16 protein-coding genes and 1 pseudogene are annotated in these 12,712 nt (G+C 45.5%); 10 read left to right on the top strand and 7 right to left on the bottom strand.

Annotated features, from left to right (window positions below; all coding sequences use genetic code 11):
- Positions 1 to 65: 65 nt before the first annotated feature.
- Together P3X63_RS13850 and vrrA are read right to left on the bottom strand one after the other, a co-directional pair.
- Complete coding sequence (locus P3X63_RS13850; RefSeq protein ID WP_026587894.1) at positions 66 to 1,010, bottom strand: 4-hydroxy-3-methylbut-2-enyl diphosphate reductase; 945 nt, start codon at positions 1,008 to 1,010, stop codon at positions 66 to 68.
- Positions 1,011 to 1,127: 117 nt separating this feature from the next.
- Positions 1,128 to 1,760, bottom strand: a complete 633-nt coding sequence (gene vrrA, locus P3X63_RS13845) for a VrrA/YqfQ family protein (protein WP_277691056.1) — start codon at positions 1,758 to 1,760, stop codon at positions 1,128 to 1,130.
- 253 nt (positions 1,761 to 2,013) lie between these two features.
- On the opposite strand from vrrA, the gene P3X63_RS13840 reads away from it, so the two are divergent.
- Together P3X63_RS13840 and P3X63_RS13835 are read left to right on the top strand one after the other, a co-directional pair.
- Entirely contained in the window at positions 2,014 to 3,333 is a 1,320-nt protein-coding gene (locus tag P3X63_RS13840; protein ID WP_026587892.1) for a DEAD/DEAH box helicase, read from the top strand.
- A gap of 11 nt (positions 3,334 to 3,344) precedes the next feature.
- The gene (locus P3X63_RS13835; RefSeq protein WP_026587891.1) at positions 3,345 to 4,238 is read left to right on the top strand and encodes a deoxyribonuclease IV; all 894 of its coding nucleotides are present in this window, start codon (positions 3,345 to 3,347) and stop codon (positions 4,236 to 4,238) included.
- Positions 4,239 to 4,264: 26 nt separating this feature from the next.
- On the opposite strand, the gene P3X63_RS13830 is transcribed toward P3X63_RS13835, so the two are convergent.
- Entirely contained in the window at positions 4,265 to 4,519 is a 255-nt protein-coding gene (locus P3X63_RS13830) for a DUF2624 domain-containing protein (RefSeq protein WP_026587890.1), read from the bottom strand.
- A gap of 122 nt (positions 4,520 to 4,641) precedes the next feature.
- Between P3X63_RS13830 and P3X63_RS13825 the strand changes: the two genes are divergently transcribed.
- The 5 genes and pseudogenes from P3X63_RS13825 (at position 4,642) to zur (ending at position 7,709) form a co-directional block, all read left to right on the top strand.
- A complete protein-coding gene (locus P3X63_RS13825; protein WP_277691051.1) occupies positions 4,642 to 5,523 on the top strand; it encodes a YitT family protein in 882 nt (293 codons plus the stop codon).
- 167 nt (positions 5,524 to 5,690) lie between these two features.
- Positions 5,691 to 6,116, top strand: a pseudogene (locus P3X63_RS22895) (metal ABC transporter ATP-binding protein); the annotation flags it as partial.
- A gap of 6 nt (positions 6,117 to 6,122) precedes the next feature.
- Positions 6,123 to 6,443: an AAA family ATPase gene (locus tag P3X63_RS22890; protein WP_409444678.1), complete on the top strand. Its 321-nt coding sequence runs from the start codon at positions 6,123 to 6,125 to the stop codon at positions 6,441 to 6,443.
- Positions 6,443 to 7,303 carry a metal ABC transporter permease gene (locus P3X63_RS13815; protein WP_026587887.1) on the top strand — a complete coding sequence of 287 codons (861 nt, stop codon included), beginning with the start codon at positions 6,443 to 6,445 and terminating at the stop codon, positions 7,301 to 7,303. Before P3X63_RS22890 ends, P3X63_RS13815 begins: the two co-directional genes overlap by 1 nt.
- On the top strand, positions 7,281 to 7,709 hold the full coding sequence (gene zur / locus P3X63_RS13810; protein ID WP_026587886.1) for a zinc uptake transcriptional repressor Zur: 429 nt from the start codon (positions 7,281 to 7,283) through the stop codon (positions 7,707 to 7,709). The genes P3X63_RS13815 and zur overlap by 23 nt, the downstream gene beginning before the upstream one ends.
- Positions 7,710 to 7,762: 53 nt before the next feature.
- Here the strand turns inward: zur and P3X63_RS13805 are convergent, their stop codons facing one another.
- Positions 7,763 to 8,347: a hypothetical protein gene (locus P3X63_RS13805; protein WP_277691048.1), complete on the bottom strand. Its 585-nt coding sequence runs from the start codon at positions 8,345 to 8,347 to the stop codon at positions 7,763 to 7,765.
- Between the two features lie 138 nt (positions 8,348 to 8,485).
- On the opposite strand from P3X63_RS13805, the gene P3X63_RS13800 reads away from it, so the two are divergent.
- A complete protein-coding gene (locus P3X63_RS13800; RefSeq protein WP_026587885.1) occupies positions 8,486 to 8,860 on the top strand; it encodes an MFS transporter in 375 nt (124 codons plus the stop codon).
- Positions 8,861 to 8,895: 35 nt separating this feature from the next.
- On the opposite strand, the gene ispG is transcribed toward P3X63_RS13800, so the two are convergent.
- The 3 genes from ispG to P3X63_RS13785 form a co-directional block, all read right to left on the bottom strand.
- Positions 8,896 to 10,014: a flavodoxin-dependent (E)-4-hydroxy-3-methylbut-2-enyl-diphosphate synthase gene (gene ispG, locus P3X63_RS13795; RefSeq protein ID WP_142246142.1), complete on the bottom strand. Its 1,119-nt coding sequence runs from the start codon at positions 10,012 to 10,014 to the stop codon at positions 8,896 to 8,898.
- 106 nt (positions 10,015 to 10,120) lie between these two features.
- On the bottom strand, positions 10,121 to 10,423 hold the full coding sequence (locus P3X63_RS13790) for a LysM peptidoglycan-binding domain-containing protein (RefSeq protein WP_026587883.1): 303 nt from the start codon (positions 10,421 to 10,423) through the stop codon (positions 10,121 to 10,123).
- A 74-nt stretch (positions 10,424 to 10,497) separates the two neighbouring features.
- A complete protein-coding gene (locus tag P3X63_RS13785; protein WP_077736416.1) occupies positions 10,498 to 11,256 on the bottom strand; it encodes a DUF1189 domain-containing protein in 759 nt (252 codons plus the stop codon).
- A 150-nt stretch (positions 11,257 to 11,406) separates the two neighbouring features.
- Here P3X63_RS13785 and P3X63_RS13780 point away from each other — a divergent pair, with 150 nt between their 5' ends.
- Positions 11,407 to 11,892: a DUF456 domain-containing protein gene (locus tag P3X63_RS13780; protein WP_277691045.1), complete on the top strand. Its 486-nt coding sequence runs from the start codon at positions 11,407 to 11,409 to the stop codon at positions 11,890 to 11,892.
- A 186-nt stretch (positions 11,893 to 12,078) separates the two neighbouring features.
- Positions 12,079 to 12,687 carry a superoxide dismutase SodA gene (sodA, locus tag P3X63_RS13775; RefSeq protein ID WP_026587880.1) on the top strand — a complete coding sequence of 203 codons (609 nt, stop codon included), beginning with the start codon at positions 12,079 to 12,081 and terminating at the stop codon, positions 12,685 to 12,687.
- Positions 12,688 to 12,712: the final 25 nt, after the last annotated feature.

Below are 12,712 nucleotides of genomic sequence, written 5' to 3'. Positions count from 1 at the left end.
AACCATTTAAAACAACAAAAAGCTTGCAGAAAAACATCGGTTTCTCTACAAGCTGACCTGAAGCTTCAGTTTTTTGCTTTAACTTTAGGCAATATTTTTTGCAGCGGCACATCGTGGCTGACGGACCATGTGGACGGATCTTCATGGTCAAACTGTTCTAAAAAGCGGATCACTTCTTTTGTGATCGGCGTCGGTGTTGATGCGCCGGCGGTCACTGCCACCGTTTCGACACCTTCAAGCCATTCCAGCTTCAATTCGCTTAAATCGCCGATCCGGTATGCTTTTGTACCGGCGATTTCCTCAGACACTTGCGCGAGGCGGTTGGAATTATTGCTTTTCGGGTCGCCGACGACAATCGTCAGGTCGGCTTTTTTCGCCTGTTCAGAAACCGCTTCCTGCCGAACTTGGGTGGCCAGACAGATTTCCTGGTGAAACTCGACATGAGGATATTTTTCTTTTACCTTTTCCATAATATCGTGGACATCCCATTGGGACATTGTTGTTTGATTTGTAACGATCAGTTTGTCTGAATCCACATCCAGCCGCTCTACATCTTCTTCGGTTTCGACCAAATGGACGATGTCAGGGGCGACGCCCACAGCGCCTTCTGGTTCAGGATGCCCTTTTTTGCCGATATAGATGACATGGTAGCCTTCAGCTTTCATTTTCAGGATTAGATCATGCGTTTTCGTCACATCGGGGCATGTTGCATCAATGGCGACCAGCCCTTTCTCTTCAGCCGCTTTGCGGACTTCCGGAGATACGCCGTGTGCGGTAAAAATAACGGTTCCTTTGTCAACCTTATTTAAAATTTCGAGTCGGTTTGGACCGTCAAGCGTATAGATGCCCTCTTTTTCAAATGCATCTGTGACATGCTTGTTATGAACGATCATTCCTAAAATATATATCGGTCTTGGCAGACTTTTATCAAGAGCCGCGTTTTTTGCGATCACCATGGCATCGACGACACCGTAGCAGTAGCCGCGCGGCGATATTTTAATAACGTTCATTCTTTAGTCCTCCTATAACGTTAAGACCGGGCATATAAAAAGCCGTAAAAACGGCTTATTTTCTTGCAGTCTCTTTGCCCTCATTATATCTGATCCAGGAGGAGATATCAAAGAATGTTATATATACAGTTTTGGTTTAGAGTCTCCGGTTTTTCTTTCCTTTTTAGGGGCGGAACGTCCTGATTGCGGAAGGCTGTCTTTGGATTTCGCTTTTTCCGGTTTGGAAGCCTCTTTTTTGACACTTGTTTCTGTCTTTTTTTCCGGTTCTTCTTTTTCCTCTTCTGCGTTCTCCTCAGCGCTGTCTTCCGAATTCAGCTGTCTGAACATTTTCACCATTCCCGGCAGATTGCGGACAAGCGGCCCGTATTGCTGTATCATCGGGGTCACTTGCTGAGCGACGCCCAGCGCCTTTTGCACATTGCCGAGCATGTTTGAAATAGAAGACGGGTTGGCAAGCCCCTGAATTCCGCCGAGTCCGCTTCCTGCACCTCCGCCTCCGAATCCGGCGCCTGTTCCTCCTCCTGCTGCTGATCCGCCCGGCAGCAATTTGGACAGGAATCCCTGAATTCCGCCTCCGCGGGCGGCGGGCTGCTGCTGAACGGGGCCGAGAGGGTTAAAAAACTGCTGAAACCCCTGTTGTCCGGGAGGCTGCTGGTACATCCTCATTCCCGTATTTCGCTGCATTAAGGTTTTGGATGGCCGCTGCGGCCCAAATCCCGGCCGATTTCTCATCGGCTGTTGTTGATACATACTTGTACCTCCTTTCCAAATCCTTCTCTTGATAGGGTATGCAGCCTCTGTCTAAAGTGCTTTTGTCTCTGGCGCCCGAGCTGCGTTGGCAAAGATGGTTTTTTTTCGCGGTATCAGTTATAATTTAATGATGGACATGATACCAGCCTTTTTTGGCGCTGCGGCATAAAAAAGCATACATAAGCGCACAATTCAGCCATATAGGATAATGCTTGGAGCGTCTTTTGACGCCTTCCAAGAAGGAGTTGGGAAAATGAAACAAACGAAATTTGACATGTACGATTTAAAGCCGTTTATCATAGAGGCCGTACACCAGCTAGGTTTTTATGAGCCGACAGATATTCAAAAACGATTGATCCCTTCAGCTCTCAAAGGGGAGAGCGCCATCGGGCAGTCGCAGACAGGGACGGGAAAAACCCATGCCTATCTGCTGCCGATTTTGAGCAGAATCGATCCTGAAAAAGATATCGTTCAGGCCGTGATTACGGCTCCGACAAGAGAGCTGGCAAATCAAATTCATCAGGAAGTGCTGAAAATCACAAAATTTTGCCGTCCGGATGAAGCGATTCGTTCAAAATGTTTTATCGGCGGTACTGATAAGCAGAAAACGATCGATAAACTGAAAACACAGCCTCATCTTGCAGTCGGGACGCCGGGAAGGATCGCCGATCTGATCAGAGAACAGGCGCTTGACGTGCACAAAGCGGAAACGCTCGTCATTGATGAAGCTGATTTAATGCTCGATATGGGCTTTTTAGAGGATGTTGATTTTATCGGTTCCCACATGCCGGAAAATCTGCAAATGCTCGTATTTTCCGCGACGATTCCCGAAAAGTTAAAACCGTTCTTAAAAAAATATATGGCCAATCCAAAATATGCGCATGTTGAACCGAGGCATATTACAGCCGAAAAAATCGAGCACATTTTGATCCCTTCACGGCACAGGGATAAACATGAACTGTTGCTGGAGGTCATGACACACTTAAACCCATATTTGGCGATCGTCTTTGCCAACACAAAAACAACCGCTGACGATATCGCCGCGTTCCTTTCTGACAAAGGGATGAAAGTGGGGCTTCTTCACGGCGGGCTTACCCCGAGAGAACGCAAAAAAGTCATGAAGCAAATCGGCGACCTTGAGTTCACCTACATCATTGCGACTGACTTGGCGGCAAGGGGCATTGACATTAAAGGCGTCAGCCATGTCATCAACTATGAGCTGCCGGAAGACCTTGACTTTTACGTTCACCGCGTCGGCCGTACAGCGCGCGCCGGGTCATCGGGAACAGCGATGACATTTTATGATACATCTGATGAAGACGCGCTGACAAGGCTTGAGCAAATGGGGATCGTCTTTGAAAACAAGCGGCTTGAAAAAGGCGAATGGAAAAAGATCGATGACCGAAAGCGCCGGCAAAATCGCAAAAAAAAGCCGGATGAAACGGATGAAACCGCCAAGCGGCTTGTGAAAAAGCCGAGAAAGGTCAAGCCCGGCTATAAGAAAAAAATGAAAACAGAAATCAATAAGATCAAAAGACAGGAAAAAAGAAAACAATTCAGAAAAGGAAAGTAGGGGAAACCATTTTGTTAAAAATCGGTTCACACGTTTCAATGAGCGGAAAACATATGCTGCTGGCGGCCAGTCAGGAGGCAAGTTCATACGGCGCCAATACGTTTATGATCTATACGGGAGCGCCCCAAAACACCCGCAGAAAAAAAATCGAGGACTTGAATATTGAAGCCGGACGAGCCCACATGGAAGAGCACGGGATTAGCGATATTGTCGTCCATGCGCCATATATCATCAATATTGCCAATACGACAAACCCGGCGACATTTGAGCTTGGCGTCGACTTTCTCCGGTCTGAAATTGAAAGGACGGCAGCCATCGGGGCGAAACAAATCGTCCTTCACCCAGGCGCTCATGTCGGTGCCGGAGCTGACACAGGCATTAAAAAAATCATTGAAGGGCTAAATGAAGTAATCGATCCTGAACAGGACGTGCAAATCGCTCTGGAAACCATGGCCGGCAAAGGTTCGGAATGCGGCCGGACATTTGAAGAGCTTGCACAGATCATCGACGGCGTCACCCACAATGAACATTTGTCGGTCTGCTTTGATACGTGCCATACACACGATGCAGGCTATGATGTCGTTTCAGATTTTGACGGGGTGTTGAACGAATTCGATAAAATCATCGGGATCGACCGTTTAAAAGTGCTTCATATCAACGACAGCAAAAATGTCAGAGGAGCGAGAAAAGACCGTCATGAAAACATCGGGTTCGGGGAAATCGGCTTTGATGCGCTTCAATACGTCGTTCACCACGATCAGCTTGAAAGCATCCCGAAGATCCTTGAAACACCTTATGTAGGAGAGGATAAGAAAAATAAAAAGCCTCCATACAAATTCGAAATCGAAATGCTTAAAAATAAAGCGTTTGATGAAGAGCTTTTGGAAAAAATTAAAGCGCAATGATGAAAGGGGGCCTTATAGAGCCCCTTTTATGATACATATTGTGCGAACAGCTGATTTAAAAGCTGGACGGCTTCCTTTGAAGTAACAGCCTCAACTTGCCGCAGCAGTTTTTTTCGCTCTTCTTCATTGAAAATATTAATGTTTTTCCCGTTGACGAGCTTTTCGACCTCGAGAGCCTGTTTTCGTGTCACATCAATTCCGTATTGTTTAGCATACTTCAGCACATCATCGGCCGTCACCTGGTTTAAGCGCTGAAGGACCATTTTCTGAAATAAAATCACGTCCATTCCTCCCCTCTGAACTAATGTATGGCGGAGTACGGAAAATGTGTTTTTTTTTTATTTCATTCTGTTAAATGATATGATGATAAGAAAGGACAGTTCAGCTCAAAAGGAGAGACAGCATGGCAACGAAAAAACAGCATAAAAAAGAATCAGCGGTCCGGATGCTATTTCGGATCATCATGATTCTGATCGGTGCTGCCTGTGCAGCCGCAAGCATTGAATTATTTTTAGTTCCAAACAACATTATCGATGGGGGCATCATTGGGATTTCTCTAATTTTAGACTACCTGTTTAAAGATACACCTTACATCAACTTCGCCCTTCTTGTTGTGGTCCTGAACATTCCATTCATGGTTTCCGGCTACAAGCATATTGGGAAAACGTTTGTTATTTCTACACTGATCGGTATATTCAGCTTGTCCATTATTGAAACACTGTTGCATCATGTAGAAGGGGTTACGACTCAGCCTATATTGGCTGCTGTTTTCGGCGGACTTTTGCTCGGATTCGGCGTAGGGCTTGTGATTCGTAACGGCGGTTCTATGGATGGAACGGAGATTCTGGGGATTTTGCTCACAAAAAAACTGCCGTTTTCAGTCGGCGAATTTGTGATGTTCGTCAATGTTTTTATTTTTACGTGGGCCGGCTTTGTGTTTGGGCCTGAACAGGCGATGTTTTCCGTGATGACGTACTATATCGCGATGAAAACGATCGACGGCGTAATTCAAGGGCTTGATGAGACAAAAGCCGTTATTATCGTATCAGACCAATACGAAGAAATTTCTGACGCGCTTTTGCACCGTCTTGGACGGGGGACAACAAAGCTGAAAGGAAAAGGCGGCTATTCTGATGAAGATACAGAAGTGATTTACGCTGTCGTCACAAGGCTTGAGGTGACGAAGCTTAAATCGATCGTATTCGATATTGACAAACAGGCGTTTATTACGATCATGGACACGCATGAAACGCGGGGCGGACGGTTTAAAAACGCGATTCATTAGGCTTTTATTTACTTTTTTTATGATTCTATGTATAATTTAAGAATGAACTGTTCAATCGGTTGAAAATGGCTTGCTGGCATCCGGCTGCCATTTTCTTTTTGTGTGTTAAATCGTAATGATTCTGGAGAATTTGAAGGTGAAAGAAAGTGAAACAACCCATTATCGAAATGAAAGATGTTTCATATTCCTATGAACATCGAAATGTGATAGAAGATATCAATTTAACGGTTAATGAAGGCGCTTTTCTCGGGTTGGTCGGTCCGAATGGTTCGGGAAAAACAACCTTGTTAAAATGTATACTCGGATTAATAAAGCCGCAACAAGGTGAGTTGAAATTATTCGGCGTCCCGATCAAAAAATTTAAAGACTGGAATAAGATCGGTTTCGTTTCCCAAAAGGCAAACAGCTTTAATACCGGGTTTCCCGCTTCGGTATATGAAGTGGTGGCCAGCGGTCTGACCGCCAAGCTCGGCCTGTTTAAACGAATGTCAAAAGCCGATAAACAGAAAGTGGCTGAGGCGATTGAAGCCGTCGGGATTACACAATTGAAAGACAGAAATATCGGCGAGCTTTCCGGTGGACAGCAGCAAAGGACATTTATCGCAAGAGCGCTAGTCAGCGAACCGAAACTGCTCATTCTTGACGAACCGACGGTTGGCGTCGATCAAAAAACGGTTGAAGGCTTTTATCAGCTGCTGGAAAGTTTAAACCGGGAAAAAGGGATCACATTGATTCTTGTCACACATGATGTCGGGACGGTTTCCGATAAAGTCACACATGTTGCCTGTATGAATAAGCATCTTCATTTTCACGGCAATGCGGAAGAGTTTGAGTCGATGACAGATCAGGACCTCTCGCAATTTTACGGTCATGATGTCCAAGCCATCAGCCATAACCATCATCATGGAGGACACGAATAATGCTGACACCTTTTTTTCAATATGATTTCTTGCAAAACGCGTTTATTTCAGGAATATTGATCGGTTTGATCGCACCGTTGCTCGGCGTCTTTATTGTTGTCAGGCGCCTGTCACTCATCGCAGATGCGCTCAGCCACGTTTCATTAGCCGGAATTGCTGCAAGCCTTTATTTGGGAAAGCAGTTTACGATGCTGGCCGGTGTCAGCCCGATCTATTTCGGGATGATGTTTTCTGTGGGCGGTTCTTTGATTATCGAGAGGCTCAGAACGGTTTATAAGCATTATCAGGAGCTGGCGATTCCGATTATTATGTCGGGGGGCATCGGTGTTTCCGTTATTTTTATTTCGCTTGCACAAGGATTTAATACAGATCTGTTCAGCTATCTGTTCGGAAGCGTCAGCGCGGTCTCGCGCGAAGACCTGCTGGTGATCGTCGGCATCTCGGCCGCTGTTCTCATCGTGATTTTTTCTCTTTTTAAAGAGCTGTTTTTGCTTTCGTTTGATGAAGAGCATGCCAAAGCATCAGGCATTTCCGCGAAATGGATTCATTTTATTTTTATTTTGATCGTGGCACTTGTCATTGCCGCCTCGATGAGAATCGTCGGTACATTGCTTGTTTCCGCGCTGATGACGCTCCCTGTCGCGGCAAGCATGCGCATAGCGAAAGGGTTTAAGCAGGCGATTTTCTTTTCCGTACTGTTTGGGGAGCTGTCCGTCATTATCGGGCTTGTGCTCGCTTACCATCTGGATCTTGCACCGGGCGGAACGATCGTGCTGCTGTCTATTTTCATACTGATATTATGCATCAGCTTTAATAAAATCAAAAGGAGGATTCGCCGTGAACGTACAGGAAGCGCTTGATCTGTTAAAGGAGAAAGGGTATAAATACACAAGCAAGCGGGAGGATATGCTTCAGCTTTTTAGTGATTCTGATAAATATTTAACGGCGAAGAATGTACTGAACGCTTTGAATGATGACTACCCTGGTTTAAGCTTTGATACGATTTACAGAAATCTGTCCCTGTTTGAGGAGCTTGGCATATTGGAAACGACAGAGCTTTCAGGTGAAAAGCTGTTCCGTTTCAAATGCTCTTCCGTTCATCACCACCATCACTTCATTTGCATGGTTTGCGGCAAGACGAAAGAAATTAAACTGTGTCCGATGGAGAAGCTCACCGATGATCTTGACGGTTATCAGATCAGCGGTCATAAGTTTGAAATTTACGGCACATGCCCGAACTGTGAAGAAAGCGGCATCGAGGTGTAGACATCGTTCGGCAATTGCCGGTTTATACTTGCAAAAAAGCATGTAAGTCTGACTTACATGCTTTTTTTTGATTCGAGATATTTTTTGTTTTTTCTGAGCCAGTCTGCGGCTTCAAGCCAGCTGTTGACTCTGATAATATTTGAATCGGACGGCAGCTGATTGTAAGGTGTGTTAAACAGAAGGACAGGGATATCAGCTTCTTTGGCGATCATTGTGGCGTTTCCATGATGATCTTCAAAAAAAACATCAATGCCGTGTTTTAACACAGCTTCAAGTTTGTCGTGTCCGCCGACAAGTTCGATGTGATCGTAATGAATATTGTGTTGGCGGAACCAGTTAAAGGTAATGTCCTTGAGGTGGTCCCTTCTCGCTGTAATATATATCAGCCTGTGCTGCTGTTTCAGCTCGTCAAGCGTCTGTTTGGCGTATTGTGCAAGCAATGCTTCCTGATATATGCGGGGCTCATTTTCATTCATCCATTTCCAAAAATCCTCATCAGAAATGTTCAAAAGCTTTGTCAAGTCATAGTCTTTGATATCGTCCAATGTGATGGAAAGGCTGAATGACTCGTTTAAGTAGGGAACAAAAGTATCCTGAGCTGTGATCGTTCCATCAATATCGATTCCTAAATGTAACATGTCCACACTCCTTCTCATCCATTCCTTCAGTTTATCATAAACTTTTAACATTTACAGTAAAGTTTAGCAAACATGAATTCGTCCAAGAATGCTTACACTATAAATGCTCCTTTATGGATTAAAGAGGGGGGATAACGAATGGACCGAGATCAAAAAACCCGTAACCGTGCTGGTTATGATGCAGACCTAGTCGATGCGACTTTAGGTGATAATGATGAATATTTAGAAGAAACGGCCGCAGAAGTTGCCCCGCAGCCGTATCGTGCGGAAAACGGCCGCGATCGAGAAGCTGTTAACGGTGATGCCGATGCAGCAGGCGGACGTGTAACCGGATATATCGCATTAGCGCTTTCCATTATTTCATTGTTTATGCTTCCCGTATTATTGGGAATCGCAGGGATCATTGTCGGTTATATAGCCAGAAGACAAGGAGCAGCTGGCTTAGGAGCCTGGGCAATGGGTATCGGTGCAGTTTCTTTAGTACTTGGCATATTTATAGCGCCATTTTTCTAAAGCAAAAGCTTGACGGATTTCCGTCAAGCTTTTTGTTATGTGTTTAATTTTTCTTTTTCAGCCTCTTGTTTGGCATAATGCTCTTCGGCAAGCTTGTCGATTTCTTTCTTCAGCTCTTCGACCATCGTTTCCTCAGGGACTTTTCGAACGATTTCCCCTTTCCGGAAAAGAAGGCCTTCGCCACGGGCGCCCGCAATGCCGATGTCAGCTTCCCGCGCTTCCCCCGGACCGTTGACTGCACAGCCGAGTACGGCGACTTTGATCGGGGCTTTAATTTTGGCGATATAATCTTCCACTTCATTGGCGATCTTGATCAGGTCGATTTCGATCCTTCCGCAGGTCGGGCAGGAAATCAGTGTTGCGGCATTTGAAGCAAGCCCGAAAGATTTCAGCAATTCCCTTGCCACTTTTACTTCTTCAACCGGATCCGCGCTTAAAGAAATGCGCAGGGTGTTTCCGATGCCTTTGGAAAGGATGGCACCGAGGCCGGCAGCGCTTTTGACTGTTCCGGCAAACAATGTGCCTGACTCTGTGATCCCCAAATGGAGAGGATAGTCGAATGCCTTCGCCGCTTTTTCATAAGCTTCAATAGCCAGATTGACATCTGAAGCCTTCATGCTGACGATGATATCGTGAAAATCAAGGTCCTCAAGGATTTTGATATGATGGAGGGCGCTTTCGACCATACCGTCAGCCGTTGGATAGCCGTATTTCTCAAGAATCCGCTTTTCAAGAGATCCCGCGTTGACACCGATGCGGATCGGAATGCCTTTTTCCTTTGCCGCATTAACGACGGCTTCGACTTTTTCACGTCGGCCGATATTTCCGGGATTGATGCGGATTTTATCGGCTCCGCCTTCGATTGCTTTTAACGCGAGTTTATAGTTGAAATGGATGTCCACGACAAGCGGAATGGAGATCCGTTTTTTGATCTCAGGGATCGCGTCGGCAGCCCGTTCATCAGGACAGGCAACGCGGACGACTTGACATCCGGCTTCAGCCAGCCTGTTGATTTCGGCGACCGTTGCTTCGACATCGTGCGTTTTTGTTGTTGTCATGCTTTGGATGACGACTTCATTGTTGCCGCCTATTGTTAAAGGTCCCACTTTGACGGGACGCGTTTTTGTACGATGTGTGATTTCACTCACTTGAATTCGCTCCTTAAGTATAATTCTGGAGCAGAAAGCCCCATTTCTTATACCGAATCGTTTACAAGTCTTATTGTAACGCCCGTTCATGAAACTGACAAGAAATTAACGTTTACTCCTGATAAACGGGGAATTTGTAGGTGGCTCCTGCCTGTATGCTGCCTGCTTTGACATTCGGATTCAGCGCTTCAAAGTCCTGCGCGATTTTGTCAGCGGGAATATGCTTTTCGCCGATGATTGAAAAAACCGTTTGTCCCGGTTTTACGGTAACCGTTTTATAGTGAAGGGCACCGGCGGGTTCTTGGGCTGCAGCTGTTACAGGCAGAGCCTTTTGCGGGATGGTGCCTGATTTGATGTCATAATAAACAATGAACAAGGTCAGCAAAATAGAAAGGAACACGATAAGACGCTTCATTTTAACTTGTCCCCATTTCGTTTGTTTTTTACTATTTTACGCTTGTCCTTTTTTTAACATGACAACAAAAAGGCTTATCCCGCTGTTTTTTGGGAAGGCACTTCTTTCACAGCAAGAAACAGCATGATAAAATTGACAGCCCAATTTAATAAAAACTGACTCGGGACAAGGGCTTGCAAGCTATCCATCACCATGAAGAAAACGGTGGCAAGCGTCATGGCATAAGCCGACATCACCCACAGCTGTTTATAGGACAGCTTTTTCTTTTGCGCATTCCGAATCAAAAGTCCGATGACAGCAAGGACTGTCACATCAATGAATTTGCCTGCAGCAGTCGCCAAAAACAGCAGCGCGCACAATACGGGAACGATCACCGATTTGTTTTGTTCGATGAGCGACAATATATCCTGTTTTGTCATGTCTTCCGGCAGCATGGTGTAAGGCATTTCCTGAACTTGTCCATCGATTGCGATCACGAATTTGTCTTTTAAAATGCCGAGGGAATTGCGCTTATCTTTAATCTGTTTTGTCCCGTAAGAATCGGTTGGATCAAAGACGACGACAAATCCGAACGACTGTGCTTCCTTCGCTTTCTTTGCATCCGTATCCAAAGTGCCGTTTTTAATGGAGAAATCGGGAATTTCTTTAACCGCTGTTTGAAAGCTGTTCATGGTCTGCACCATGCCTTTGCTCGTATGGTAAAGGTTGGGCAGAGCGGCGATGATGCTGAGCAGAAACACGTATAAAATGGATTTTCCTATCCCCTGAAATCGCGTTTTGGCGACGGCGGGCGGGGAGTATGTACTTTTAAATAGCAGCTGGAATAACTTCATTCAGACTTCACTTCCTATTTCTATAATGTATCTGCATTATTGTATCGTCACAAATGAATGAACACAAGGAACTTTATCGATCAGGAAGAGTGTTTTGGGGGGAAACAAGGTATAATAAAAGCAAATTTTTAGACAGGAGGCGACATAAAAATGGACGTTTTATACTGGCTCATTATTGCGGCCATGTTTGCCGTTGCTTTTGCCGGGCTTGTTTTTCCGATTATTCCGAGTGTCGTATTTATCGTTGCTGGCTTCGTGCTCTATGGGTTTTTATTTACATTCGGCGATTACTCATACATATTTTGGATTGTGGAAGGGATATTTACGGCCGTCTTATTTGCAGCCGACTATGTAACAAATCTTCTCGGAATCAAACGTTTCGGCGGCAGCAGGGCGGCGATATGGGGCAGCACGGCTGGGCTTTTGATCGGACCGTTTGCGATCCCTGTGGCGGGCATTATACTCGGTCCCTTCATCGGTGCTGTGGCCGGAGAGTTGATCGTCCATCGAAAAGACATCAAAACCGCGGCGAAGATCGGAGTCGGGTCGCTCATCGGTTTCATCTCCGGTGTGTTTGCAAAAGGTGTGATCCAGCTGATCATGATCGGCTTTTTCCTCTATACAGTTTTGAAATAATCCCGAAAAGATGTTTAAAATAAAGAAGGAAGGGATAAAGTTGAGTATGTCCGCTAAAGAAATGTATTTGTGATCATTTTGTGAGCATTTCCATTGAAACAAGCCCTTTCTTTTGATAAATTGAAAGAGGAAAGGCTTGCTAAATGGCGGCATTTCAATACATACAATTTTAAGGAGGAATTGATAATGGCTTACAAACTTCCAGAATTACCTTATGCTTACGATGCGTTAGAACCGCACATCGACAAAGAAACGATGAATATTCACCATACGAAGCACCATAACACATATGTTACAAAATTGAATGAGGCGGTGGCAGGCAAGCAAGATCTTGAAAGCAAGTCTGTTGAAGAGCTTGTAGCAAATCTTGATGCTGTTCCGGAAAGCATCCGCACAGCGGTTCGCAACAATGGCGGCGGACACGCCAACCACTCTCTTTTCTGGACGCTTCTTTCACCAAACGGCGGCGGCGTTCCTAGCGGTGAACTGGCTGAAGCGATCGACAAAAAATTCGGCAGCTTTGATCAATTCAAAGAAGATTTCGCTGCGGCAGCTGCAGGACGCTTCGGCTCCGGCTGGGCATGGCTTGTCGTAAATAACGGAGAGCTTGAAATCACAAGCACGCCAAACCAGGATTCCCCGCTTTCAGAAGGTAAAACACCTGTTTTAGGCCTTGACGTTTGGGAGCATGCTTACTACCTGAACTACCAAAACCGTCGTCCAGACTACATTAAAGCGTTCTGGAATGTCGTCAATTGGGATGAAGTTGCTCGCCTATACAGCGAAGCAAAATAATATTGACCGCAGGAAAGGTCCGCGA

The organism is Bacillus sp. HSf4 (genome assembly GCF_029537375.1).
In the GTDB taxonomy this organism is placed as follows: domain Bacteria; phylum Bacillota; class Bacilli; order Bacillales; family Bacillaceae; genus Bacillus; species Bacillus sonorensis_A.
Note: the sequence above shows the minus strand (reverse complement) of the source record. Positions and strands in the feature narration are given on the sequence as shown.

Bases quoted from the DNA above. Each gene is read 5' to 3' on its own strand.
- P3X63_RS13850 (WP_026587894.1), bottom strand. From the start codon at position 1,010: ATGAACGTTATTAAAATATCGCCGCGCGGCTACTGCTACGGTGTCGTC.
- vrrA (WP_277691056.1), bottom strand. From the start codon at position 1,760: ATGTATCAACAACAGCCGATGAGAAATCGGCCGGGATTTGGGCCGCAG.
- P3X63_RS13840 (WP_026587892.1), top strand. From the start codon at position 2,014: ATGAAACAAACGAAATTTGACATGTACGATTTAAAGCCGTTTATCATA.
- P3X63_RS13825 (WP_277691051.1), top strand. From the start codon at position 4,642: ATGGCAACGAAAAAACAGCATAAAAAAGAATCAGCGGTCCGGATGCTA.
- P3X63_RS13815 (WP_026587887.1), top strand. From the start codon at position 6,443: ATGCTGACACCTTTTTTTCAATATGATTTCTTGCAAAACGCGTTTATT.
- P3X63_RS13805 (WP_277691048.1), bottom strand. From the start codon at position 8,347: ATGTTACATTTAGGAATCGATATTGATGGAACGATCACAGCTCAGGAT.
- P3X63_RS13800 (WP_026587885.1), top strand. From the start codon at position 8,486: ATGGACCGAGATCAAAAAACCCGTAACCGTGCTGGTTATGATGCAGAC.
- P3X63_RS13790 (WP_026587883.1), bottom strand. From the start codon at position 10,423: ATGAAGCGTCTTATCGTGTTCCTTTCTATTTTGCTGACCTTGTTCATT.
- P3X63_RS13785 (WP_077736416.1), bottom strand. From the start codon at position 11,256: ATGAAGTTATTCCAGCTGCTATTTAAAAGTACATACTCCCCGCCCGCC.
- P3X63_RS13780 (WP_277691045.1), top strand. From the start codon at position 11,407: ATGGACGTTTTATACTGGCTCATTATTGCGGCCATGTTTGCCGTTGCT.
- sodA (WP_026587880.1), top strand. From the start codon at position 12,079: ATGGCTTACAAACTTCCAGAATTACCTTATGCTTACGATGCGTTAGAA.